Source organism: Wolbachia endosymbiont (group B) of Protocalliphora azurea (assembly GCF_947251865.1).
GTDB lineage: Bacteria > Pseudomonadota > Alphaproteobacteria > Rickettsiales > Anaplasmataceae > Wolbachia.
The window spans coordinates 189,033-215,088 of the sequence record NZ_OX366394.1 but is presented as its reverse complement, the minus strand read 5'-3'; the positions used below and the strand labels follow the sequence as shown (position 1 = coordinate 215,088).

17 protein-coding genes are annotated in these 26,056 nt (G+C 34.9%); 9 read left to right on the top strand and 8 right to left on the bottom strand.

From position 1 onward, the window contains the following. The first annotated feature begins 32 nt into the window (after positions 1–32). Positions 33–2,372 carry a phenylalanine--tRNA ligase subunit beta gene (gene pheT, locus OPR35_RS00965; protein WP_265024889.1) on the top strand — a complete coding sequence of 780 codons (2,340 nt, stop codon included), beginning with the start codon at positions 33–35 and terminating at the stop codon, positions 2,370–2,372. On the opposite strand, the gene OPR35_RS00960 is transcribed toward pheT, so the two are convergent. Further along, positions 2,369–5,140 (bottom strand): hypothetical protein, encoded by a 2,772-nt coding sequence (locus OPR35_RS00960; protein ID WP_265024888.1) that lies wholly within the window; start codon positions 5,138–5,140, stop codon positions 2,369–2,371. The two genes, pheT and OPR35_RS00960, sit on opposite strands and share 4 nt — an antisense overlap. Before the next feature lie 44 nt (positions 5,141–5,184). Continuing rightward, entirely contained in the window at positions 5,185–8,355 is a 3,171-nt protein-coding gene (ileS, locus tag OPR35_RS00955; protein WP_265024887.1) for an isoleucine--tRNA ligase, read from the bottom strand. 138 nt (positions 8,356–8,493) lie between these two features. Here ileS and OPR35_RS00950 point away from each other — a divergent pair, with 138 nt between their 5' ends. Further along, the gene (locus tag OPR35_RS00950; RefSeq protein WP_246485242.1) at positions 8,494–8,727 is read left to right on the top strand and encodes a hypothetical protein; all 234 of its coding nucleotides are present in this window, start codon (positions 8,494–8,496) and stop codon (positions 8,725–8,727) included. Between the two features lie 64 nt (positions 8,728–8,791). Here the strand turns inward: OPR35_RS00950 and miaB are convergent, their stop codons facing one another. Further along, positions 8,792–10,114: a tRNA (N6-isopentenyl adenosine(37)-C2)-methylthiotransferase MiaB gene (gene miaB, locus OPR35_RS00945; protein WP_265024886.1), complete on the bottom strand. Its 1,323-nt coding sequence runs from the start codon at positions 10,112–10,114 to the stop codon at positions 8,792–8,794. 666 nt (positions 10,115–10,780) lie between these two features. Between miaB and recJ the strand changes: the two genes are divergently transcribed. Further along, complete coding sequence (recJ, locus tag OPR35_RS00940; RefSeq protein WP_254229516.1) at positions 10,781–12,520, top strand: single-stranded-DNA-specific exonuclease RecJ; 1,740 nt, start codon at positions 10,781–10,783, stop codon at positions 12,518–12,520. Positions 12,521–12,538: 18 nt separating this feature from the next. On the opposite strand, the gene OPR35_RS00935 is transcribed toward recJ, so the two are convergent. Next, on the bottom strand, positions 12,539–13,711 hold the full coding sequence (locus tag OPR35_RS00935; RefSeq protein ID WP_265024885.1) for an NADH-quinone oxidoreductase subunit D: 1,173 nt from the start codon (positions 13,709–13,711) through the stop codon (positions 12,539–12,541). A 265-nt stretch (positions 13,712–13,976) separates the two neighbouring features. On the opposite strand from OPR35_RS00935, the gene OPR35_RS00930 reads away from it, so the two are divergent. The 6 genes from OPR35_RS00930 (at position 13,977) to OPR35_RS00905 (ending at position 22,723) form a co-directional block, all read left to right on the top strand. Then, entirely contained in the window at positions 13,977–14,498 is a 522-nt protein-coding gene (locus OPR35_RS00930) for a cytochrome b (RefSeq protein ID WP_265024884.1), read from the top strand. A gap of 5 nt (positions 14,499–14,503) precedes the next feature. Continuing rightward, entirely contained in the window at positions 14,504–15,499 is a 996-nt protein-coding gene (locus OPR35_RS00925; RefSeq protein WP_265024883.1) for an NAD(P)H-dependent flavin oxidoreductase, read from the top strand. Between the two features lie 132 nt (positions 15,500–15,631). Continuing rightward, positions 15,632–16,996: a DUF350 domain-containing protein gene (locus tag OPR35_RS00920; RefSeq protein WP_096097206.1), complete on the top strand. Its 1,365-nt coding sequence runs from the start codon at positions 15,632–15,634 to the stop codon at positions 16,994–16,996. A 104-nt stretch (positions 16,997–17,100) separates the two neighbouring features. Next, complete coding sequence (locus OPR35_RS00915; protein WP_010402638.1) at positions 17,101–17,466, top strand: hypothetical protein; 366 nt, start codon at positions 17,101–17,103, stop codon at positions 17,464–17,466. A 54-nt stretch (positions 17,467–17,520) separates the two neighbouring features. After that, the gene (locus OPR35_RS00910) at positions 17,521–19,875 is read left to right on the top strand and encodes a VirB4 family type IV secretion/conjugal transfer ATPase (RefSeq protein ID WP_264375800.1); all 2,355 of its coding nucleotides are present in this window, start codon (positions 17,521–17,523) and stop codon (positions 19,873–19,875) included. Then, a complete protein-coding gene (locus OPR35_RS00905) occupies positions 19,856–22,723 on the top strand; it encodes a hypothetical protein (protein ID WP_265024882.1) in 2,868 nt (955 codons plus the stop codon). Before OPR35_RS00910 ends, OPR35_RS00905 begins: the two co-directional genes overlap by 20 nt. A 244-nt stretch (positions 22,724–22,967) precedes the next feature. On the opposite strand, the gene OPR35_RS00900 is transcribed toward OPR35_RS00905, so the two are convergent. From OPR35_RS00900 to OPR35_RS00885, 4 genes are all read right to left on the bottom strand, one after another. Next, positions 22,968–24,041: an ankyrin repeat domain-containing protein gene (locus OPR35_RS00900; protein WP_007302061.1), complete on the bottom strand. Its 1,074-nt coding sequence runs from the start codon at positions 24,039–24,041 to the stop codon at positions 22,968–22,970. 91 nt (positions 24,042–24,132) lie between these two features. Further along, complete coding sequence (locus OPR35_RS00895) at positions 24,133–24,912, bottom strand: SDR family oxidoreductase (RefSeq protein WP_265024881.1); 780 nt, start codon at positions 24,910–24,912, stop codon at positions 24,133–24,135. Between the two features lie 5 nt (positions 24,913–24,917). Then, on the bottom strand, positions 24,918–25,562 hold the full coding sequence (locus OPR35_RS00890) for an alpha/beta hydrolase (RefSeq protein WP_007302063.1): 645 nt from the start codon (positions 25,560–25,562) through the stop codon (positions 24,918–24,920). Positions 25,563–25,659: 97 nt separating this feature from the next. Then, positions 25,660–26,025: a hypothetical protein gene (locus OPR35_RS00885; RefSeq protein ID WP_006014880.1), complete on the bottom strand. Its 366-nt coding sequence runs from the start codon at positions 26,023–26,025 to the stop codon at positions 25,660–25,662. Positions 26,026–26,056 lie beyond the last annotated feature (31 nt).

Sequence of the window (26,056 nt, the reverse complement as noted above, 5' to 3'; positions counted from 1 at the left end):
TTACAATAACTTTTTTATTTTCTGTTAAATAAATGAAGTTCACATTATCTTGGTTATTAGAGTACTTAGAAACCAATGCTAGTTTAGAGGAAATTATTGATAAATTAACTCACATAGGGTTGGAAGTAGAGAATGTGATCGACAATTCCAGATTGGCCGGGTTTGTTGTTGCAGAAGTATCAGAAGTCGCACCTCATCCAAATGCTGATAAATTAAAATTATGTAGAGTAAATGATGGAAGTAAAGTTCTGCAGATAGTCTGCGGAGCAAAAAATGTTAAAGAAGGCATGAAGACTGTACTTGCATCTCTTGGTAGCACATTGCCAGAAAGCAACTTTACAATTAAGCCTACAAAAATAAGAGGAGTGCTAAGTGAAGGGATGCTCTGCTCTGCCTCTGAGCTTTCGCTGACTCAAGATGAAAGTGAAGGAATAATCGAGCTTTCTGATGATTATAAAACAGGAGATAAATTTTTCAATTGCGATCCTGTAATTGACATAAACATCACTCCAAACCGTGGAGATTGCTTAGGTGTTTATGGAATAGCACGTGATCTAGCAGCAACTGGAATTGGAACGTTAAAGACTTTAATCATTCCACAACTTACCGCTTCTATGAACTCACTAATAAACGTCAAAGTCATCGATGGGGAGAGTTTTATTAGTGGAGTATATATCACTAATGTAAAAAATAAAGAGAGTCCAAAATGGCTAAAAGATAAATTGGAATCGATAGGAATGCGCTCCATTTCTGCAATAGTTGATATTACTAATTACATTATGATATCTTTCGGGCGCCCGATGCACGCGTATGATGCAAAAAAAATAGAAGGAGAGCTCATAGTACGCAAAGCAAATGACGAAGAAAAATTTATTGGTTTAAATGATAAAGAGTACTTATTAAACAAAGACATAAGCGTTATTTCTGATGATAAAAATGTTCATGGAATTGCTGGAATTATGGGCAGCAAGTATAGCGAATGTACACTTAAAACTACTGATATCTTTTTAGAGTCTGCTTGGTTTGACCCCATCTCCATCACTAAATCTTCAAGGCAGCTAGGCATCTCCACAGACTCAAGTTACAGATTTGCACGTTCAATTGACCCTGAATTTACCCTTGATGGACTCAATCTTGCAGCCAAAATGATTTTGGATTTATGTGGCGGAGAAGTGTCAAGCATAGTGTCTGCTGGCAATTTGAATAAGGCTGATACCAAGATAAATTTTGATTATCAAGATGCAAACAAACTTGGAAGTGTATCTGCATCACCTAATGAGCTATTCGATATTTTAACAAAGCTAGGGTTTAGTATCGATAAAAAAACCGAAGGTAATTGGAATATACAAGTACCAAGCTGGAGACCAGACATAAAAATACCTGCTGACCTAGTTGAAGAGGCAGTAAGAATATACGGCTATGATAAAATAAAGGAAGAGCAACTAGCAGAAGACGTTACAGTAGAAGAAGAGACACAAGATGATTTGCGCATTTTAATGACAAGCAGAGGATTTCATGAAGTGATAACTTGGTCTTTTATGAGTGAATCAATAGCTGAAAAGTTTGGTTACTTGAATAAGTTATTCATTATCGACAATCCATTTAATAATAACTTCAATATAATGAGGCCAAGTGTCATACCAAATTTGTTGCAAGTCACTGCAGATAATATTGCTCACGGGATATCTGATCTCGCAATTTTTGAAATTGGACCAATTTATAATGGTGAGGCTCAGTCTAAGTACGTTTTAAGTGGAATTAGATCAGGAAATAATTCGCCGAAAAACCACTATAACACTGATAGAAAAATAGATATTTTTGACGCAAAGGCTGACCTCATAACAGCTTTGGAACTTTTTAATGTCAATTGTGATAATTTAGCAATAGAGAGAGCAGAAAAAGAATATTATCACCCAGGAAAATCAGGCTCCTTATCTTTTAGAAGTAAAATAGTTGGTTATTTTGGAGAATTGCATCCGAGTATATTGGATTTTTTTAACATCAAACAAAAAATTGTAGGCTTTGAGTTGATATTAGAAAATATCGAAAATTTACCTATAAGTAGAAAAAAATTTATCGATTATAAATATCAAAGTGTAAAACGCGACTTTGCATTTATTGTAAATAAAGATGTAGCAGCAGGCAGTATAATCAATATGGTGAAAAAAAGCTCAGAGCTCATCACAGAAGTTTTGATATTTGATGTATATCATGGAAACAATATAGAATCGAATAAGATGTCTATAGCATTTTCAGTTACTTTCTGCTCTCCAACTCACACTTTAACTGAAGAGGAAATCCAAAAAGAATCAAATATGATAGTCAACTTAGTGTGTGAAAATACTGAAGGAACTTTGAGAGCTCATCATTAAGCCGTAATCGCCGTTTCCTGATTTTGCTGTGTCACGTTTACTTCATCCAATTTATTTCCTATCTTGAATTCAATATCCTTGAAAAACCTATCCCACATTCCATGCAAATGCTCTTCTACTTTAGGCCATACATCATTTTTAAATGTCGTTCCATCATCAGAAAATAAATTACCAAAAAAAACTCCTACTTCCTCATAACTTGATTGAAAATGTTGAAGAAATGTTTCTACTTCCTTATGAGTATCATGTGCCACACTCAACGCTTTTCCTTCTGTGCTCTTATCCCCACGCATTGCAACGGCAAGACCTGTTTGAATATATCCCAAGCCTGTCCTAATAGCTTTTATAGGCTGCAGCCATGAACTCTTATCACTTTTTGGTACATTATTTACTATATTTTCCACCAACCTATTTATTAAAGGAGACAATAAATCTTGACAAAAATGTTTGATATTGTCTTTTGTCTTAATCACAGGACTTTTTATGCACTTTTCTGCCAAATAGTACTCAAGTTCTGCTCTCTCTAGTAACTTCTTAATTGCTTCTTCGTTAAAAGTTTCATGCTCGAACGCCTTCAGTAAATCATCTTCTATTATTGCAAATTTTATTTTTTCACGAGATTCTAGTTCTTCTCTATAATCATTTATTGTTTTTTCATTTATCAATAATCCTTTTTCTTCCAATTTCAACTGTTCTAATGTTTTTAGAATTTCTTGGTTATTTCGCAAGCATAACTCTATTAACTCCATACTTGAAGATTTCTCTTCTTTACTATTTTTCTCAACATCCAAATCCTCATTCTGCTTTCCTATTATTTCCTTCAGTCTTGTAGGTTGCGTAAAATATTCTCCAATTTCTTTTCGATAAGAAACAATCTTGTTTACTAGACGTTTTTCATCTTCTCCATTGAATAGCCTGTCCTTATTATCTTCTACATTCTTTATACTTTCCCCTTGCTTTTCAAATAACTCTTGAATTCTACATCTTGTTATTTCTAAATACACATTTTCTACAAAATCATTCACTTTACCCGAAATCCTTATTTCATTTAATTCACATTGCTTTATTTTTTTATCTGACTTATTCGGTAGAGTTTGAATAGTCCTTATTCTCGATTCTATTAGCATTTCCTCAACTTTTTGACCATCATATTCACATTTAAAAAAATCTTCTAATTTCCTTTTTAAAGCACCATCTTTTAAGTTACCGTTTTTCCTATTTTTATGCATCTCTTTTAATTTTTCACCATTATATCTTATCTGTACTATTTCTCTTAAATCCTCAATCTCTCTTTCAGCATTATCTAGAGCTTTCTTTGTTTCTTGAGGGTACATATCTTCATAAGTATTAATTATTGTCCTTTCAGCTATTTTCCCTTCTTTTATAAGCTGTTTCCATTTTGCTTTAAATACAGGAAGTGCATCATCACTTATATCATCTACTTTCATAAGGGACTCTAGCCGATCATCTTCATCAGTCAAATTAAGTAACTCCTTTATTTTTAGTTCTTTCAAATCTTTGATTATCACTTCTTTCTCATTTGGTAATTCCTTACCTTGACTTTCTAATTTCTGTTTCACTAAAGTATTTTTTAGCTCATCCTCCAGTGAAAAATCTTTTCCCCGTCTATTTTGCTGAAACTTAATTGCTTGTATAAAAGCAACTTGATAAGCATTTTCTATTAAGTGAGTTGTCAACTTAGAATCTATGCTACTCACCACTTTCAGCCTGAATTTACTCAATAATTCCTTCAGTTTATCATGTGTAATATCTTTCTTTTCTAGATTCACCAGCTCTTCCATAGTTCTTGCGCATTCTTGAATCGAAGTTGCAAGCACATTCTTGATTTCACTATGTAAGGGCTTAAGACCATTTTTTAAATTGATGTTAGTTGACAATTTCAGTACGATATTGCGCTCTGAATCCGGCGTTACACTAAACCACTGATTATTTTCATTATCGCATAAATCTCTAAGTAATTGTTTAAATTGCGGTGGAAACTTTATTTCCATATCATATTCAATGCTTGGCTCAGGAACTTCTGTTTCATGAAAAGATACCTCAATATTGTGGTGCTTATTAGAATACTGCCCCGTACTTATTTTAAGAACAGTAACTAAAGAATGGACTAACTCTCTATTTAAAAGATAAAAAGTAGCCAAAGCAACTGTTGCAGGAATAACTAAGGCTGTTAGCACAGCCACATTAACAAAAATTGCTATTGCAGCAAGAACGCCATATGCCAATCTTTTTGGCACACCTGTTTCACTCTTTTTTATCTTATCTTCCACTACACCTTCTTGTGTCTTGCTGTCTGCTTTAAATCTACTATATATGACTAACCCCATTGCAGTAAAAGCAATATAAGGAAGCATTAAAACTGACAGAGCTAAATTTAATACTTTCTTCTCTGGGCAAGCTCTGTTTATCTCTTTCAATATTTCGCTTGACATATTATACCAAGAGGTAAAAAAGTCAGAGTCATAATCCTTATAATGGAATATACTGAGCGGAACATTAAAAGCAGCTATTTGTTTAATTAACCAATCCTGCTTACTTACAGCATCAAAAAACTCTTCTTCCTCTTCTGAATTAGCAAGACCTAAATCATTCCCTTCTTCTACATTAGAAACATCTTCCATAGCATCAAAAAACTCTTCTTCCTCTTCCAAAGCAACATTGGAAATAGATTCTACTTTACCTGAACCATCACTGTTGTTATTTAAATCAATAACTTCTCTATGACCATCTGCAACAACTTGATTCATATCACCACCCTACTTAAAGCAATTTAAGTATAGCATAAACATTACTAACTTTGCAACTTTATTAACTTAATACCAACTGTCAAACCTTGGTATTCCTTAGAATAGAAATCGGCCTCGATCTCTTTATTAGTGTCCAAAGATAAGGCAAGGGTCTGCTCTTTTATATACTCATCCCACCTGTTTATTGCCTCTTTAACTTTCTCATCTTCTGCTTTGATTATTACTCTGATTCTATCTGATATATGGAAATCAGCCTGCTTTCTAGTTTCTTGAATAAGCCTCACAACATCTCTTGCGAGTCCTTCTAGAATTAGTTCGTCATTGAGCTCAGTGCTCAGAATAACAACCCCTTTATTGTCATCAAATACAGAAGAATATTCACTGTTTGCTTTTAACAATAGTTCATATTCACCTTTTTCTATAGTATAGTTCTCTGTTTCATCCCCCAGAAATATTTGCTCATTCTCAATTTGCTTCCACTTTTCTTCTTTGACATATTGAACTAGTTTCTTGATTTTATCTGGAATCTTCTTACCAAGTAGCGGAAAATTTAGTTTTAGCTCTAGTGACGCAACTTCTTTCAACTCACTTACTATTTCTAGTTCTTTTACATTCACCTCATCTCTTATTATCTCTTGATATTCATTTTCAAGGAAATCGCAGGAAGACCTATGATAAATGGTCATACTGCCAAGTGGCTGCCTGATGCGTATATTAAACGTATTTCTGATGGATAATGCAGAGTTACATATCTCTCTTACCAAATCCATCTTGGCAATGAGTTCACTGTCATATCTATCTGATTGTGGAAAATCAGCCAAATGAACAGATGTTTCTTTGTACTCAAGCCCTTGCCATATAGTCTCTGTTATGAGTGGCAACAAAGGAGCTGCAGCCCGTAGTATGTAATAAAAAACTGTGTATAGAACATTATAAGCATCAGTTTTGTCTTGATCTAAATCATTTTTCCAAAAACGCTCACGACTACGACGAATATACCAATTATTTAGCACTTCAAAAAAATCTGTCAAGATTTTGCAAGCTTCCTGAGAGTTATAGTTGTTCATAGAAGCTTGGATGCCTTCCACAGCTTCAAAACATTTTGAAATCATGTAGCGATCAATAGTACTTTGATAATCTTGACAAATCTCAGCTTTAATTCCATCTGCATTTGCATACATAGTAAAAAAGTGATAACTGTTCCAAATAGGTTTTATTACGTTTTTTAGAACATCACGCACTAAATTTCCTTCTTTGTCGAGTAGTAAATTACCACCGCAAACAATGGAACCAGATAGCATAAGAAAACGCAGCGCATCAGAACCATATTTGTCAAACACTTCCATTGGGTCCGCATAATTATTCAGACGTTTGGATAATTTCTGCCCTTTCACATCAAGAACCACACCGTGGCATATGCAGTTCTTAAATGGCTCACTGTCAAATAAAGCAGTGGAAAGCACAAAAAGCGTATAGAACCATCCTCTTGTTTGTGCTATATATTCAGTGATAAAATCCGCAGGGAAATTTTTCTCGAACCATTCTTTATTTTCAAACGGATAGTGAACTTGCGCGAACGGCATCGAGCCAGACTCAAACCAACAATCAAACACATCAGGCACACGACGCATAACTGATTTTCCTGTTGGATCATCAGGATTTGGTCTCGTCAAAGTATCGATAAACGGTCTGTGCAAGTCATCTATCTTAACATTAAAGTCTCGCTCTAGTTCTGCTATTGAGCCATACACATCCACTCTTGGATATTTTGCATCGTCTGATTTCCACACAGGAATTGGAGTACCCCAGAATCGATTGCGTGAAATAGACCAGTCGTGCGCTCCTTCAAGCCATTTTCCAAATTGACCATCTCTTATATGATTTGGCATCCAATTAACTCTCTTATTTAGCTCTGTCATTCTTCCCTTAAACTTTGTCACAGCAACATACCAAGAAGGCATAGTGCGGTAGATTAAAGGAGTGTCAGTTCTCCAGCAGTGTGGATAATTGTGAATATATTGCTCAGTTTTAAACCAGCTCCCCTGCCTTTTTAATTTCTTGATTACTGTATCATTGGCATCAAAAACATGAACTCCTGCCAAATCTGAAACTTCAGTAGTAAATTTTCCAGCGTTATCAACTGGACAAACAGCTCGAATATCATGGCTTTGGCAAAGGTAAAAATCTTCTTCACCAAATCCAGGAGCAGTGTGCACAACACCAGTACCATCTTCTCCTGTAACATAATCAGCAATGAAAACACGGAACGCATTCTTTGTATCTTTAAAGTAATCAAACAGTGGTTTATAGGAAAGACCTGCAAGATCACTCGCTTTAAGTTTTGTATTACAGTTTTCATATTGAATATTGCTTTGTTCACAGTGGCTGACAAATTTCTCTAAATAACTTTCAGCAAAGATGCAGACTTCACCATTTACTAACACCATACAATACTCAATATCCTCCCCTACTGCCAGTGCAAGATTGCTCGGCAACGTCCAAGGCGTTGTAGTCCAAGCAAGTAATCTACATTTTTGTTTAAATTGCTTTGGATTTTCTAAAAGTTCAAAAGCAACAGTTACAGCTTTGCTAATTTTTTCTCTATATGCATTATCAAGCCTTGTTTCAAAATTAGAGAGTGGAGTTTCGCACGCCCAGCTATAGGGAACAACGCGTATTGATTCATACACCAGACCTTTATCATAAAGCTGCTTAAATGCCCACATGACCGACTCCATGAATGACTTATCCATAGTCTTATAGTCATTGTGAAAATCTACCCATCTTGCTTGTCTATTTACATACTTCTCCCATTCTGATGAAAATTTCATCACAGAAGTACGGCAATGATTATTGAATTTTTCAATGCCAAATTTCTCTATCTCAGTTCTACCAGATATTCTAAGTTCCTTTTCCGCGCCCATCTCAGCCGGTAGCCCATGGCAATCCCAACCAAATCTGCGTTCAACCCTTTTTTGCAGCATAGTTTGATATCTTGCAAATGCATCTTTTATAAAACCAGTAAGCAAGTGTCCGTAATGCGGAAGTCCATTTGCAAACGGAGGCCCATCATAAAATACAAAACAATGATCCTTGGAACGTTTCTCGACTGACTGCTCAAAAATTTTATTTTCCTGCCAAAATTTTATGATTTCCTTTTCTAGCAATGAAAAATCAGGACTGCTGCTTGTATCAGGATAATACTTCATATTCATTTTAACTGGATAAAATCAAAGAATATAGAGCTTTCCAGAAAATTACAAATTCAAAAACTCTGTTTCTATAAACATAGATAGGTATTGACATTATTATACAGCATATTAATAAATCAGACTTATTTACTTAAGTTAAAGATGAATAAAGACAATAGAAGTTGGCCTTATCAGAAATTTCATGATGCTAACAAAAATAATAGTAAAAGCAGCTTTGTTTGGGAATCAGTTTCCTATGAATATAATAATTCTGGAAAGATTAAAAAGGTACACTATAAGTGGGAAAAGAAAAAAAATCCCGCAAATCTATTATATCAAGTCTCATATGATTGCGTAACAGAGAGTTGTAGTCCCTTAAGGATTAAATCTAGATAGCTTATAAACTTATAAAAACACACAAAGTGCTTCTACATGAGACCATGGGAACACTTTTCTCTAATTAGGCAGCGCATCCCAACAAACTATTTTGCCTAGCTTCCAATATCCTTACATTTACTATTTTATTTTTGTATTTGTCGTCAGGATCATCAACGCATACTGATTGGATGTATGGGCTTTTACCAATAATTTGATTTTGGTGTTTACCTTTTTTATCACTGAATAGAACAGGAATAGTTTTTCCTATCATACTCTGATTAAATTCAAGTTGTTGCTTGCTAATTAATTCCTGTAAACGAAGAAGACGCTCTGTTTTAACCTCTTCTGGTACTTGATCTTTTCTTTCCGCCCCTGGCGTTCCTGGCCTTGGGCTATATTTAAAACTATAAGCCTGAGCGTACTTTACTTTTTCTACTAACTTCATAGTTTCCTCAAAATCTTTTTCAGTTTCTCCAGGAAACCCAACAATAAAATCAGAAGAAAATTCGATTTCAGGTTTCAATTTGCGCAATCTGTCTATTATTTCCAAATACTCCTCTGCAGTGTGTTTCCTGTTCATTGCATGCAATATTTTATTCGAACCTGACTGCACAGGTAGGTGAACAAACGGCATGAGTTTTGATTCCTCCGCATGTACCAAGTAGAGAGATTCGTGCATATCTCTTGGATGAGAAGTTGTGTAGCGGATTCTTTCTAGCTTTTCAATTTTAGCAATGTGACTAATTAATTTTCCTAAATCCCACACCTCTCCTTCGCACTCTCCATGATAAGCATTAACATTTTGACCGAGCAAATTGATTTCCCTTGCCCCATTTGCAACTAACTTCAATGTTTCACGGAATATTTCATTTACTGGTCGTGAATACTCAGCCCCGCGTGTATATGGTACCACACAAAACGTACAAAATTTATCACAACCTTCTTGTATGGCAAGAAACGCAGAAGACCCCTGGCTATTGCCATAGCATTCATCTGGCAATTTATCAAACTTCGCAACTTCTGGAAAATCAGTATTTATTACATGACCTTTACTTCTGCTTGCTTTGACTATCAGCTCCGGTAAAACAGCGATACTCTGCGGACCAACAACAATATCAACAAAAGGAGCCCTTCTGAACACTTCTTCTCCCTCTGCTTGCGCTACACATCCAGCCACCACTATGGTCATTTCCTTATTTTTTTGTGATGAATGGATTCTTCCAAGCTCTGAGTAAAGCTTTTCTGCTGCCTTTTCTCTAATATGACAAGTATTTAATATCACCAAATCAGCTTGTTCTACATCACTAACAACGTTGAACCCTAAAGGCTTAACTATATTCTCCATTAAAATGGAGTCATAAACGTTCATCTGACAGCCGTAAGTTTTAATATATAGGCCTTTCATATTTAAAATTCTTCACACAAATTCTAGCAAATTATACGAAAAACTGAATTCTAGTACAACAGCCAATAAAGATTGCTTGACAAACCTTCTCGCTTTCCTTACTCTAACAGTAGAGGTATTTTAAGAGCTCAAAAATCTATCTTCGTCTGCAGACTTTTCAGTCAATTTTTCAAAAAAAAACGTAGTGTATCTTCTTCAGCACGTGTTCAAATTCTGTTGTATATGCGCTGCATTTTCTTTCTAATCTTTCAGGAGGATTTTATGTCCAGAATTCCAGATACTTAACCTTTATTCTTAAGCTAAAAACCGATTGGTACCTATGGTTTTTATAAAGAAAGTGCAAAAAATACTTTAAAGAATATGAAATAAAGGTAGAAAAGGTTTGAGTAACCAAAAACTGTTTCCAGGCATAAATTTGTTATGTATACCAAAAAGTAATTACACTAATATAATATTCACACTTATATGCTAATATAGATATAATACTAATTAAAGAGCATGTTATGCAAGAAGAAGTATCAGATTTTACAGATGCTCTTTGTCAAAATAAATGTGATTCCTTTCGAGTGACACTCTCCTATATCTTTCTTTAGGTTATACAGAAGTCTAACACAATTATAGAACAAGCGTAAAAGTTCTGGTAAAGTAGTTTTATTTACAAAAAATATGCTACTTGATATTGAAAAACGCAGCATAACAAATGCACTGTGGAAGTTACAAGAAGCAGATCAAAGGGAGATTTTTACTCTTATACAGAGATTTGAGTTGCCAGAAATATTAGCAAGAATATTAGTTGCTCGTGGTGTTAACATAGAAAATGCACATGACTTCTTACACCCACTAATCAGATCGCTATTACCAGATCCCTTTCACCTCCTTGATATGGATAAAGCTGTTTCTCACATAGTAAAAGCAATAAACAATAATGAGAATATTGCAATATTTGGTGATTACGATGTTGATGGTGCAACGTCATCAGCATTGATTAATAGGTACCTAAGAGCGATTGGGACACACTCTATAATCTATATTCCAGATCGTGTTGATGAGGGCTATGGATTGAACACAGATGCTTTATTACAACTTAAAAAGAATGGTATTGATTTATGTATTTCTGTTGATTGCGGTACGCTTGCATATCAACCAATAGAAGATGCAAAAGTCTTTGGACTTGATATTATAGTTGTCGACCATCACCTTGGAACAGAAAAATTACCAAGTGCTGTAGCAGTTGTTAATCCCAACCGCCTTGATGAGAGCTCTCCTTATAATAACTTAGCAGCAGTTGGAGTGTCATTTCTGCTAATTGTTGCTCTTAACAGAATCCTACGTGAGCAAGGATTTTTTACCAACAAAAAAGAACCAGATTTATTTGATCTACTGGATTTGGTTGCTCTTGGAACTGTTTGCGATGTTATGCAGATTACAGGCCTAAATAGGGCTTTTGTTTTACAAGGATTAAAAGTTATGTCAGCAAGAAAAAATGTTGGCTTACGTGTTTTGTTTGACGCTTTGGGAATCCTTGAAAAACCAAGTGTTTCACGATTAGGGTTTAGTATTGGGCCATGTATAAATGCCGGAGGAAGAATTGGAGAAGCATCGCTCGGTGCAAGGTTGCTTTCCACCGATGATGATGATGATGCACATTCAATCGCGCTAAAACTAATAGATTTGAATAATGCAAGAAAAATGCTAGAAAATGAGGCTATTTTGGAAGCCACAACACAAGCGGAAAATTTTGCCCACTTAGGTGTAAATTTTATAATGGTAAGTGGTAATTGGCACCAGGGAATAATTGGTATCATTGCATCAAGACTAAAAGAGCAGTTTCACTTACCAACGATAGTGATATCTTTAAACAATGGAATAGGAAAAGCAAGCTGTAGGTCAATTTCTGGAGTAGATATTGGTGCTGCGGTTCTTTCTGCAAAATTTACCAACCTAATCATTGAAGGTGGTGGTCACAGTATGGCAGCAGGATTTTCGATTGAAGAAGATAAAATAAGTGATCTACATGATTTCTTTACTGAAAGATTTGCAAACTCTACAAATGACAAAATCATAAAGGCTGATGGTATAGTAACAGCTAAAGCAATAAACTTATCCTTGTGGAATCAATTGCAACGCTTAGAGCCATTTGGTGTTGGCAATCCTGAACCGAGATTCATCATTCAAGGAGCAAAGATAAGAAAGCCGGAAGTTATAGGAGTTGACCATATAAAATGTTTTATTGCTGACGATAATGTTATGGTCAAAGCTATTGCGTTTCGCTGTGCAAATACTGAGCTTGGCTCTGCTATTATGCAGGGTAATGTTAAAGCCATTTTGGGTAAAATCTCTATGAATTACTGGAATGGCAATGAATTTGTGCAGTTTTTAATAGAGGATGTATTGACCATTAGTTGAGTTACTATTTTACAATAATTACCTATCAATCTCACCAAAGACTATATCGAGTGAACCGATAATTGCTGCAATGTCAGCAAGCATGTGTCCTTTTGCCATGAAATCTAAGGCCTGTAAATGCGCAAAGCCAGGTGCTCTTATTCGACATCTATAAGGTCTATTGGTACCATCTGAAACTATATATACTCCAAACTCGCCTTTTGGCGCTTCAACAGCCACATAAGCCTCACCTTCTGGCACATGATATCCTTCTGAATAAAGCTTAAAATGATGAATCATAGCCTCCATGGATTCTTTCATTTCTGCTCTTGGCGGTGGAGAAATTTTTCTATCTTCAGTTTTTATTGACCCTTCAGGCATCTTCTCTATGCATTGCTTCACCAAGCTAACAGACTGCCTAATCTCTGCCATTCTTACTAAATAACGATCATAACAGTCACCATTTTGGCCGATAGGTATATCAAAATCTAACTGATCATATATCTCATATGGCTGGCTTTTTCGCAAGTCCCAAGCAAGTCCAGCAGCACGGAGCATTGGTCCACTAAAGCCCCAATCAAGCGCCTGTTTTATTGATATTTCACTAATTCCTACAGTGCGTTGCTTCCATATCCTATTTTCCGTTAAAAGTTCATCAACATCATCTATATACTTTGGAAATTGCTCTATAAATTTTGCAATATCTTCAATCAAACCTTCTGGGATATCTGCTGCAAGTCCACCTGGCCTTATATAAGCTGCGTGAAATCTTGCACCTGAGGCCCTTTCATAGAACTCGAGTATTTTTTCTCTCTCTTCAAAGAGCCATAAAAGAGGAGTCATCGCCCCAACATCAAGTGCTTGAGAAGAGATATTTAGTAAATGATTTAGTATTCTTGTCAGCTCACAAAACAAAACACGCAAATATTTTGCTCTAATTGGAATTTCACATTGCAACAATTTCTCTACACACAACGAATATGCATGCTCTTGTGACATTGGCGACACATAATCAAGGCGGTCAAAATAAGGCAGAGCTTGAAGATATGTTTTATGTTCTATCAATTTTTCAGTGCCACGGTGCAAAAGCCCAATATGGGGATCTGCTCTCTCGATCACTTCACCATCCATCTCTAAAACAAGTCGTAGCACCCCATGTGCAGCTGGGTGCTGAGGACCAAAATTTAGCATCATTGTCTTTAGATCAGGCATGCTTTGGTAGCTTAAGGTATTGGAATTGTATAGGGTAAAATGTGCTTAAAGTCAATAGGCTTCTTGTACAAGCTATAACTCATCGTTACAATAGAAAAACTCTCAAAAACTTCACCACTTCTTCATGATCTGATAGACAATGTTTATGTGTCACATACAATTATTGCACTTATGTTGATCAAGGCAGCGAAATTATGTATAGATAATTTTGATTGAGAAATAGTTTTTCTACTATATAAATTCTACTTTAGAGTAATCAAAATTAATGAAAGACAATAAATATAGTTTAGGTTTAAGGATCATTCATTGGTTAATGTCTGCTTTTATTATTGGCATGCTTTGTTCTGGACTATACATGAAAAATTTGCCGATTAGCAGTGAAATTAAATTCAGCATATACGCTATTCATAAGGCTTGTGGTATCACCGTTCTTGGATTAATTATAGTACGTATATTTTTTCGCGTCTTTACTTATGTTCCGCCATTACCAGCCAATTTTTCTCGATTTGTAATCAATGCGAGCAAAACGATACACTTTGGTTTATATGCTTTGATGGTGCTAATGCCACTATCTGGTTATGTCATGTCTTCTGCTTCTAGCAAAGAGATCAAATATTTTTTTCATATCCCTTTATTAATTAACCATAATGAAGATCTAGCTAGTGCAGCTAATCAGTTACACTCGATACTTGCATATTTTATGATACTCTTTATAGCCTTGCATATAATTGGTGCTTTAAAACACACATTTATAGATAAACAAAACATTTTTAAACGTATGATATAGGTTGTATGTTAAGTAGCCTCTGGAAAAAAGGAACAAATTTTCTCGGTAGTGAGTTTGCCATAATGGGTGGCGCTATGAGCTGGGTTTCAGAGAGAAATTTAGTTTCAGCAATCTCAAATGCTGGTGGATTTGGCGTGATTGCTTGCGGTGCAATGTTTCCAGACTTACTGAAAAAAGAAATCATAGAGACACAGAAATTAACTAACAAACCATTTGGTGTAAATCTAATTACTATGCACCCAAAGTTGAGTGAGTTGATAGATGTGTGCATTGAAACGAAAGTAAGCCATATAGTGCTTGCCGGTGGACTACCAACGAAGCCTAATATAGAAAAAATCAAGAGTGCGGGCATTGAAGTTATGTGTTTTGCACCAGCATTAAGCCTCGCGAAAAGGTTAGTAAAAATGGGAGTAGATGCGTTAATAATAGAAGGAATGGAAGCAGGTGGGCACATAGGTCCAGTTAGCACTTCTGTTCTCGCACAAGAGATATTGCCTCATTTTAAAAATGAACAAATACCAGTGTTTGTCGCAGGTGGAATAGGAAGAGGCGAAATGATAGTGAACTATCTAGAAATGGGAGCAAGTGGCTGTCAAATAGGTACATTATTTGTCTGCACAAATGAGTCAATTGCCCACAAAAATTTTAAAGAAGTATTCATCAAATCAGCTGCGCGTAATGCTGTATCTTCTGTGCAGATTAGTGCTGATTTCCCTGTAATTCCAGTAAGGGCTATAGCCAACAAAGCAAGTGACGATTTTATGGAGCATCAAAGAGACATTATTGATAAATATCAAAATGGAGAAATCTCAAAAGAAAATGGGCAGCTTGAAATAGAAAAGTTCTGGGCTGGAGCCTTAAGAAGGGCAGTAATTGATGGAGATGTTGAAACAGGATCTTTAATGGCTGGTCAAAGTGTTGGCATGGTTGATAGAGAAAAGCCTGTAAAAGAAGTGATAGATATGTTAGTTCAACAGGCAAGCAATTATGTTGAAATGTAAAATCAGTAATCAGCAAAGAAAATAGTTAGCAAATTGCTATAATTATCCGCAATAAGGCATAACTGCCCAGTTTTAATGTAAAATTAACGCTAAAGAGGTATTCATACATTTTGTTATGTATGGAGAAATGTTATGCTAAGTCGTTTTGCAAAACATCAGAAGAGTAAAGAAGATATTAATCAACAATTGTACAATGCTATATACAAAAAGGTCACAAAAAAAACACATAATAATGAAAGTCCAAAAAAGGGAGATGGGACTATCACAGAATGCATAGAATTGTTCAACAAAGAAGCTGATCCTAACATATTAATTAAATTAGCAAAATTACTGAGAGAGCAAGAAAAATATTATAATTATTACACCGAGAAATTTCTTCCAGCATTGGAAAAAGAAGTGATAGAGTCAGAGGAATTAATGAAACCTTCAGTACTTAACAATGAAGAAAAATCATCACAAAGATCACCAACAAGAAGAGGAAAAATATTAGGAATAATTTCAGAGATTACAGGGATTACTAATAAAAGTAGTGACAAAGATCATTCTAGTAGCACTATTCAAAATCAGAAAAGTCTTAGAAGTAATCAAGCAAATAGACAAAATAATACTATGGAACTATTTAACAAAAAAAGTCTTTCTGGTGAAGTTGAAATTCCCAAAAATTCAGGTATTAATCCTCTGGAAAAGGATTCTTTAGCTAAGGGTGTAAGTGGAATAGGAATCTCTGGAACATATAATTCCTTGAGAAATTCAGGTTATTATGGTGCTTCAGCACATCCTACATCAAAACAATCGCAAGCAAGAAAGGAGATCGCACAATCACAATTGAATAGTCAATCTGATCTTTCGATTGATAGTAAAGATTTAAAAAATGAAAAGCCTAATATAACTGTGAATGCTGTAGAAGTGCCAAGCGGTGCAAATACTTCTAAACTCAGTAGTAGCAGTGACTTAGATAGTGGAATAAATTCATCTAGCTTGGCATCAAGTAGCAGAAGGAACAGCTTAACTTCAGTAACAAGCATTTCATCTGAGGAAAGTGTACACTTAAAATTAAACCCTGCTGAGAAAGATAATAGTTTGCAACTAGAAGATGAAGGAAAAACAAAATTAGCACATCCGAACAAAACAAGGCCCAAAGGCCCAAGCGGAAGAATATCCCCTTCTAAACATTATAAGAAGACTGAAGAAGGGCCTCATTGTGTGATCTCAGTGACAGGCAGTAAGGTAAAAGATACAATGCAATCCAATAATTATGAAAATAATAGTAAAAACAAAAATCTTCACGTCGCACTTGTAACAAGTTCTGCTCTCTTAGCAATAGGGTGCATTGTTGCAGGAGCAATGACATCAGGATTAGTAGGAGCAGGACTGTTTGTGGTGGCTGCGGTGTTTGCTACAGCAGCTGCTGCTGAATTGTGTTCAAACTTTCTGTCAAGTAAATTGACATCCATTAGTGTGAGTCCTCTTGTTGATAATAAAGAGCTAACACGGTGATAAAAGTTAAATATGAGTTACTTATGGTGAGCAAGTGAATTCGGTTCTTGCCTATTGATGTAAAAATTGTTACAGTTAAGGAGTATCTTAAAGGTATTTAGCTGATGCGTATTCAATTGGGTAGAGTTTTTGCTATTGTAGCCCTGTTAAGTTTTATCTTCATGTCATGTTCTAGCAAAGCAAGTGATGAATTGAAAAATATACCAGGAACGTTGAAAGAACTTATTTCTTCATTTTCAGTTAAAGATACTATGGAAAATATGAATCCTTCGACAATTATAGGGTTATGTATAGCTACAGTGATACTTGCAGTAGTGTTCAGAGGTCTAATTTTCTTCATGATACTGTTTGGTGTACTGATCATGATGTTTGGGAGTACAGAAAAAGCAACAGATTACTTGAAAGAAAAATTCAACTTTGCAAAAGATATAAAATTACAGCCCGACAGCGAAAAAAAAGATAAAAATTAAGATAGTATTTTTATGTTTTTTAATTATCTTTTTATTGAATACACATAATGTTGTATGCAACCAAAAGTACCGGCCACTAGCTCTAATTCTGAAAAAAAGAACAATTTAGCGTTACTAGAAAGTATTAATTTAGATTTTATCCCTTATGCTTGCCACTACGATGAAGAAACTATACTAACAAAACAGGGGGAATTGTTAAAAATAATCAAGTTAGAAGACTATTCTTCAGTTGATAACTATGGTGATCTTAGAACTGAAATTAGAAAAAGTATATCAAAAAATATCCAGAGTTTATATTTTACAGTTTGGATTCACACTGTCCGTAAGCGCAATAAACTGAGCTTACAGTGGAATAAAACTGCAGACTTTTCCGATCAGCTACACTCAACGTGGTTTAATAAACTAGTTGATAGTAAACTACAGTATATAAATGAGTTATACATTGTGGTGTTACTTAGTGATTTTGGCAAACATATTAATAATGCATTTTTTTTTGGCAGGATAAAGAATAGGCACAAGTTATTTTTACAAAAAAATCATCAAGAATTACAAAAAATAACTGACCTGATTCAAAAAGATTTAGAACCTTTTGGAGCTAAAAAACTGGGCCTTAGGTCTAGTGAAGGCAAAATATATTCTCAAATGATGGAATTTCTCCATTACATTATTACATTAACGCACAAAGATTATCCAATATGTGAAAGGGATCTATCGCAGCATGTTAAAAATTTAAAAGTAGCTTTTGGTTTCAATAAATTTCAAACATCGTTTGAAGGTCAACAGAAGTTTGGTTCTATTTTTTGCATAAAGGAATATCGAGAAATCCCCTTAGAAAATATAGATAGGTGTTTGCAACTTGACTCTGAGCTTATCATCACAGAAATAATAATATTTACTAGTAATAATAAAGCAGTAAAAGAATTCAAAAAACAAATTAATATACTGCAAATCAGTGAGGACAATACCTTACTTCAAAACTCAGGAATAAATGAAATAATAGAGCTTGAAAAAATTTCTGCTATGGATTTTTGTCAACAGAAAATTATTGTTACAATCTTTGCAGATGATAAGAATAGGTTAGCTAAAAATATCAGTGATTTATCCTCTGTAATGTCGTTAATCGGGTTGATGATGTTTAGGACTGATCTGCACATGGAAAATCATTTTTGGGCACAGCTTCCTGGAAACTTTGCTTTTGTTACACAACCAAAAAATATATTAGAAAAATATGCTTGCAGCTTTGCTATGTTGCATGATTTTACATCAGGTACGTTAAAAGGAGGAAGATGGAAAGAAGCAGTAACAGTTTTTTTTTCAAAAAAAGGCAGTCCTTACTTTTTTAACTTTCATGGAAAGAAAAATAATGGTCATACCACAATACTTGGAGCTCCAAATTCAGGTAGAACCTCACTGATCAATTTCTTACTTTCGGAATCAAGAAAATTTAACCCTAGGATTGTTATATTGGATAATACTGGAAAATCAATAATATTTACTAAAGCAGTAAGCGGCCAATATTACATAATTGATCCAAAATATAAAGATAAAAGTCTAAAATTTAACCCACTGAACATTGAAGATAGTGCTTCTAATCGCAATATGCTTGTTGAATTGATCAAAAGGATGGTTGCAGATGCAAGTTTGGTAGACGTAGAAGAAAAGACAAAAAAAATTGTAGATTCTATATTTGCTATACCAAGAGAATCGCGATCTATTTCTCAAATTTCTGAAGTGCTTTTACTTCTTGGAGGCAAAATAAGTAAATGGTGTGGTGAAGGTGAATTTGCTTACTTATTCCAAGATGGTGATGAGTCAGACATTGACTGGGGAACAAAAACTATATCCCTCAATACTGCAAATCTCACTAAGCAAAAAGAATGTATGTCCGTGATACTTTACTATTTCTTATACTCTTTCGAAGCAAAATGTGATGGCTCACCTGCAATACTTGTTTTGGATGAAGCATGGGAGATAAGTAATATTTTTCCTACAGAGGGAGAGTTTGACGACTGGATGCAAAGAATGACAAAGTTAAATGTTGTAGTAATTCTAAGTACTGAAAACTTAAACCTAGCATTTGCTAGCAAGTTTACTCAATATTTAGATAAGCATGTCGATACGAGAATCCTGATGCCGAACATAAATGCAAACAGGTTATACATGAAAGCATTTTCTCTGTCGAAAGAGGAACTGAATGTTATTTTGCAAACACCAACACAGGAAGGTTTATTTTTGATAAAGCAATACAAAGGTTTAGTAACTTTAAATCTAGATTTGAAGAATATGAAAGAAATACATGTACTTTCAGCTAATAAAGAGACTATAAAGTATATGTATGAAGCAATAAAGGAAAAAGGCGAAAAAGTGAGTAAGTGGTTACCGGCGTTCTATGAAAAATGTAAAGCTTAATTTTTTATTGATATTCTCCTTGATATTTTGTCTTTCTTATCAAGGATATGCTGATTGTCCAACATTTGTAAAAAGTAATACTGAAATTGAAGCTACAGGAAGTAAAGCAGGAAAAGGTATTGCGAATTTTTTTAAAGGCAAGTGGAGCGATTTAGATTTTGACGAAAAATTATTGCAATTTATTAAAGTTACAGCAGTAAATAATCAGGAACCAGAAGGTTACTTCGATCCAAAGATTAAGGTCTGCGATTACGAAGGGAACGACAACTGTTATATATTATCCAGTGGAACATTCTGCCGCCAGATATATGGAACGCAGAGTACAGGAGCTGGAGTTTCTGCAGCAGCTTTTATAGATTGGGAAGGAGATAAAACAAAAGCTGGAGGAGAAATTGCCCAAGGTCTTGGATGGGAATGGGCAGATGGTGTTACTGATGAAGAAAAAGTAAAATTTGCTAATTCTCCTAAGATATGTGCTTGTAGTCAAAAAGGGGCTTGTATGTCAGGAATTTCTTCATGGGGCTCTAGAGTATTTTCTGGGGAAAATATTTTTCGTCCTGGAGAGATGGAAAAAGTTTGTGATACATGCTATCAAACAAAAGTAAAGTGTGCCCCTGTGCAACTTGCACCTGGCCCACCTGCATTTTGTGAACAACTTGCGATGTCACCACCACAAGTTAGAATTGTCCCTATAACAAATGAAGAAAATGATTATTTCCATCCAAGAGTTGGAGTCATTATTGGTGAGCTGAAGGAAAGAAGAGAGCTACCTTTTCCACGCGTTATTTCAAGTAATAAAAACATTCAAAGTGCTACATACTCTATTCCAGATAAAGATACCCACCATCACTTTAAAACTTATAGAAAAAAAGGTCAGCTCTGCGCTGAATATTATGGTACTGAAAAAGAAGAATCAAAAAGAAAATTACAATTTCCTGCCCGTTGTTTTCCATCACCAACTGCTCCAAAGCCTGAGGAAATAAAGGTAATAAATGAAAATACGCTAGAGGTAAAAATGAAGATGGATGAGAGAGTTTGTACTGAGAGGGCACGTGGAACTCACAATAATGGAGTCTGTACTTTTAATGTTAATGCTGACACCAGTCGCTCTATAGAAGTCGGCCCTCTATTCTTAAAAGTAGTAAAGCCGGCAATAGTAGAAAAAACAACTGGTACCGGTAACATAAAAAGCGATATCGATAACATAATAGAAGGTATATTAAAAAATAATTCGCAATTTGAAGTTCTAGAAAAATATGGATATGTTCCCGATATTGAAACAGAATGTAAAGAGCTTCAGAATGGTAAGTGCAAACTAGATGGCTCAGGATATCCAAAAGTAGAAATAAAATATAAAGAAAATCCTAAAAGTAAAATGCTATGCCTTTCTGGTTGGCAGCCAGAACCGGAGGAATTCGTTCTTGAAAAAGGAAGTGAGCTAATATCACTGAAGTCAATGAGAGCAAGCTATGCTAAACACAATACTGTTTACTCGAAAGAATCAAATCAATCTTATTATTTTCCTTGCAAAAAAGGGGGAATTATTGAATTAGTTGATGTTTTAGCAAAGCCACAAGATGCACTGAATGAAATAATATTTAATAAAAAAGGATATATTTCCATTCCTGCTGAAAATAAGTCTAGAGATAACTGCATGGAAAAAAAGGATAAAGAGGTAGATACAAAACAAAATTGTGACAAATGCAAAATAGTATATGAGTTAACAGATGGAAAGTATGAAGAAAAAAACTGTAATCACGGTGATGATGGTTGCCTCTGCTTTGATGGAGTATGTAGTCGCTCAACACAGTATGTAGATAAGAATGATAAACTATTTTACTTAAGATATGAGGAAGTGGATTGCAAGGATAAGGATGGTAAAACAGTAAAAAACGAGAAAGGTGAAATACAAAAGTGCACACAATTAAAAAATCAACCGATTAAAGCAAATAGAACAGAAGTCTTTTATGCTGATAAATTGTGTAGGTTCGATTTAGAGGGTTTAAAAAAGAGATTACGTGAAATAATAATAGCACAATTGAAACATAAGAAGAAGATTATTGAAGACAGGGATCAAAAACTTTATGAGCTTGGAGATGGCTATACAGATGATCTGTCAATGTATGATTACGTTGAAATAGAAGCATGGGGAGGTGGTGAAGCTGGTCATATAGATGGTAAAGCTCAGTCTACTGTAAGTAGACTAGGAATGCCAGGTGATTACATTAAAGCTAAACTGAGAGTCAACCCTAGTTATCCATATATTAAAGTAAAAGTAACAGAAGGAGGTGGTGGACAAGAAAATGATAAATCTAACAAGGATGGGGGACCAACTTTAATAAAAATGTGCAGAGACTCTTCAGAAACAATTTGTAAAGATTTAATTACTGTTGCAGGCGGAGGTACATACAGAACCTATGGGGGAAAGAATTACAAAGATACAATAATTCATGAACAAAGTTTAAAATTAAAAGAAGAAATTAAGAAAGGGGACAAGCTAAACTCTAGTAAAGATAATAAAATAGCATATATAGAAAATGGTGAGATTGGGTATAAAGATGTAACAAAATGTAGTAAAAACTACGTGAATAAAACATATGGTGCTGGTGGTTGTATCAACGAAAGAAGCAAAAGTTATAGCAAGGGCGCTCCTGGTTATGTGAAAATTAAACCTATATTTGAGGAAATTAATGAAAAAAGAGTAAAAAAAATAGATGATGCTATTGAAAAAATGATACAAAATCCAGATGACATCACAGGTATTGATGATTCCTTAATAAATAAACTTGATCAAAAGATTATTGATACAATTAAAGAAGAAATTAGAAAAGAATTGTTAGGTCTATAGTCAAAGAACCCTGATGGTTGCAAATGGGGTAAAGTCGAATTTACATCACTGAGACAGATGCATGTCAAACCAGTGTTTCTTTTCTTGTATCTCAGTTCCCATAATGTCATCCCAGTGCGTGACACCATTTCTTTCTAGTGCTTCCTTCCTTGTCATCACGGCTTCCATAATGTCATTCCAGTGCTTGACACTGGAATCCATGTAAATTTAACTGGACGCCAATGTCACAAACTAGTTTTCTCATCTATCTTATTTTGCTACTCTGCTGAACAGATACGTCAATTTCATCTACTGATGAGCTAGGTCTGCTGTCCTTTATATGTTGTACCAAAAGCTCCATAATTTTTTTTTGCTCATAAAATTGCTGAAATGAATATATTCCATTCGAGCCAACTAACACGAAGAATCCTCCTTGTACATTTGGAGGATTATCATGCCAGCTAATTTTTCTTACGTATTCAGCAGCTTGTAAGGAAGTATCTCCTGAAAGGTTTTTAATATTAGGATCAGCACCTTTTTCTAGCAGTAATCTTGCCATTTTTTCATTACCTTTCATAGCTGCTATATGTAGAGGTGTATTGCCAAGCTGATTGCCAATATTGACATCCACCCCTTCTACACTAAGTAATAATTGAGCTACCTCGTCATGGCCATTATCAATAGCTACACACAAAGGATTCATACTGGTATCACAGCCATTGACTTTAGCACCATTATCAAGAAGCAACTTAACTACTGCTGCATGCCCATTCTGAGCAGCTAGATACAAGGGTGTGACATTATTTTTTTTATCTACTATGTTAACATCAGCATTTTTTGTGCTAATTAATAGTTCAACTATTTCAGTATGTCCGTTCTGAGAGGCTAAGTACAGAGCTGTTATACCAAATTCATTGTCTTTAGCATCAATCTCAATTTCTTGAGTATTAAGTAACACCTTTACAACTTCTACAAGTCCATTTTGAGCAGCAATATGTAAAGGTGTCTTACCATCAGTACAGTCTTTTATATTGGGATCAGCTCCCGCTTTAATTAACTCCTCTACTATAGCTTTGCTTTTAGCTACAACAGCAAAGTGTAAAACTGTACTGCCTTTAGTAGTTCTTGCATGAATATTAGCTTCTTTACTGATTAGTAACTTTACTACGTCTAAATGTCCTGAATAAACAGCAAAATGCAAGGCTGTAAATCCTTTTTTATCCTTGATATTGATATCAGTTTTTACATTAAGTAATAACCTAACTTCATTTATGTTACCATTATAAGCGGCTTGATGTAATAGAATATTTTCAACCGGGAGCGATTGAGTGCTGAACATATTTACCTCTATATAATAGTATGCCTAGTGGTACTACATCAAAACAAGGAACATTCAAGAAAAATTTTTTGCATCTGGCAATCTATTTTCTCTATTCTAATATATACAAACTCTTTAAACCCACCTTGTAATCAGGATAAACTAGAGAGACACCAAGGTCTTTTTTAATTTTAGTATTGCTTACTTTTTTTGACCCTAAATAAAAACCCCGTGCGTAATTTGGTACGGAAGAAATCTCAACTGGCTCTGGAGGGCTAATATTGAGAAGCTCGGCTGCATACGTGACCACTTCAGATTGCGTAGCAGGTAAATCATCTGCACAATTGTATATCTCATAAGGCTTTATATTTTGCATGGAAGAAAATAAAATATTCGATATATTTTCAACATGAACACGAGAAAAAATTTTTTTCACATTTCTTGCTTTGCCAAGCTGCAGGTCAATTAGCGCATTTCTACCAGGACCATATATCCCAGCCAAACGAAAAATATGTACAGGCAATTTGCTACTTAGCCACTTCTTTTCAGACTCAAGGCGCTTTTCTCCTCTAATTTCTATAGGCTTTGTTTCAGATTCCTCATTCACCCAATTACCACAGTGGTCACCATAAACATTAGTTGCAGACAGATAACCAAGCCATTTAATATTCTCCAGACAATGACCGTATCTCTCCATAACATCATCGCCGTCTGGAGGAATAGAAACTAAAACATGTGTTACGCTTTTAAGCAGATCTTGATCAACCTTTTCATAATCAAAAAGTTGTATATCTTTATTTCTTGATGTACCGTTAACTTTCCAGCCTAAATTTAGCAATTTTTTCGATAGAAATTTAGCTACATATCCGTAACCAAAGCAAAACAAGTGCATGGAAATTAATTTCCAAAATTCTTCTTGATAAACTCAACCCCTAACCTTATTCCTTCTTCATTAATAATATGGCCTAATCCATGAATTGGGTATCCTTGAGCGTTTACTCCATTTTCTTTCAGAGCTTTAACCGCTAAATCAAGGGAAGAAAAAGGTACCACATCATCAGCGTCACCATGAATAACACATATGCTGGGTTTTGATTTGATCTCCGGTGCAATTTTTGAAGGTGAAAGAAACCTACCAGAATATGCAATAACCGATGCACAAGACTGAAGCCGGGTAAGAGCTACATGCATTGCAAGCATTGCCCCTTGAGAAAATCCAACTAAAGAAAGCTGAGTATCTTTTAAATTAAGCTCCTTTAATTTTGTATCAATAAAATGATTTACAATTGATGCAGCATTTTTCACCCCATTATATAGTGCTTCTTCACTACGATCCTCTAAACTAAACCACTGATAACCATCACCTATTTCCCTCTCAAACGGAGCATTCGGTACCACAAAACATGAATCGGGTAAAAATTTGCTCATAACTTTAGCAAGGTGAGCGAAATTATCACCACTTGAACCCCAACCATGAAAAAAAATAATCAAATTTTTCTTATTTCCATTTGGACAAATTTCTTGGCTTTTAAGTTCAATCATCTCTTCATCCCTTTATGTTTATATTTAACTCTATGGTAATACTAAATTTGAGGAACAAGACCTCACTACTGCTATAGCTCTTTGATATGAATAAATACTACTTAGCTTCAACTTTCTCTATCAATTTCTTGACCAAGCCTCTCAATCTTCTGCTGGAATCATCAAGCTCTTGAATTTGTGAAGCATCTTTTCTCATGAGCTCTTTGTGATTACTCTTTATGTAATCATACATTTCCTTCATCTGAGCAATCATCTTGTTGATATCCATACCACCCATATCAGGTATCATGCTAGGCATATTTCCTTCTAGCATACCGCCAGCCATAAGTTGCTGAGACATTTGCATGAATGGCTTTAAGGTCTGTTGAAGCAAATTAGGGTCGCTTGCCAATTTTTCTATTTGCTCTTTGCAAGTATCCATGTACTGCTTCATAAATTCATCATCTTGCACTTTATCTGTCATAATTACACCTATTTGAAACTAATATTATATA

Coding starts and splice junctions, on each gene's coding strand:
- OPR35_RS00960 (WP_265024888.1), bottom strand. CDS start 5,140: ATGAATCAAGTTGTTGCAGATGGTCATAGAGAAGTTATTGATTTAAAT.
- OPR35_RS00930 (WP_265024884.1), top strand. CDS start 13,977: ATGAAAGACAATAAATATAGTTTAGGTTTAAGGATCATTCATTGGTTA.
- recJ (WP_254229516.1), top strand. CDS start 10,781: ATGCTACTTGATATTGAAAAACGCAGCATAACAAATGCACTGTGGAAG.
- OPR35_RS00920 (WP_096097206.1), top strand. CDS start 15,632: ATGCTAAGTCGTTTTGCAAAACATCAGAAGAGTAAAGAAGATATTAAT.
- pheT (WP_265024889.1), top strand. CDS start 33: ATGAAGTTCACATTATCTTGGTTATTAGAGTACTTAGAAACCAATGCT.
- OPR35_RS00910 (WP_264375800.1), top strand. CDS start 17,521: ATGCAACCAAAAGTACCGGCCACTAGCTCTAATTCTGAAAAAAAGAAC.
- OPR35_RS00935 (WP_265024885.1), bottom strand. CDS start 13,711: ATGCCTGATCTAAAGACAATGATGCTAAATTTTGGTCCTCAGCACCCA.
- OPR35_RS00900 (WP_007302061.1), bottom strand. CDS start 24,041: ATGTTCAGCACTCAATCGCTCCCGGTTGAAAATATTCTATTACATCAA.
- OPR35_RS00885 (WP_006014880.1), bottom strand. CDS start 26,025: ATGACAGATAAAGTGCAAGATGATGAATTTATGAAGCAGTACATGGAT.
- OPR35_RS00915 (WP_010402638.1), top strand. CDS start 17,101: ATGCGTATTCAATTGGGTAGAGTTTTTGCTATTGTAGCCCTGTTAAGT.
- OPR35_RS00925 (WP_265024883.1), top strand. CDS start 14,504: ATGTTAAGTAGCCTCTGGAAAAAAGGAACAAATTTTCTCGGTAGTGAG.
- OPR35_RS00895 (WP_265024881.1), bottom strand. CDS start 24,912: ATGCACTTGTTTTGCTTTGGTTACGGATATGTAGCTAAATTTCTATCG.
- miaB (WP_265024886.1), bottom strand. CDS start 10,114: ATGAAAGGCCTATATATTAAAACTTACGGCTGTCAGATGAACGTTTAT.
- ileS (WP_265024887.1), bottom strand. CDS start 8,355: ATGAATATGAAGTATTATCCTGATACAAGCAGCAGTCCTGATTTTTCA.
- OPR35_RS00950 (WP_246485242.1), top strand. CDS start 8,494: ATGAATAAAGACAATAGAAGTTGGCCTTATCAGAAATTTCATGATGCT.
- OPR35_RS00905 (WP_265024882.1), top strand. CDS start 19,856: ATGAAAAATGTAAAGCTTAATTTTTTATTGATATTCTCCTTGATATTT.
- OPR35_RS00890 (WP_007302063.1), bottom strand. CDS start 25,562: ATGATTGAACTTAAAAGCCAAGAAATTTGTCCAAATGGAAATAAGAAA.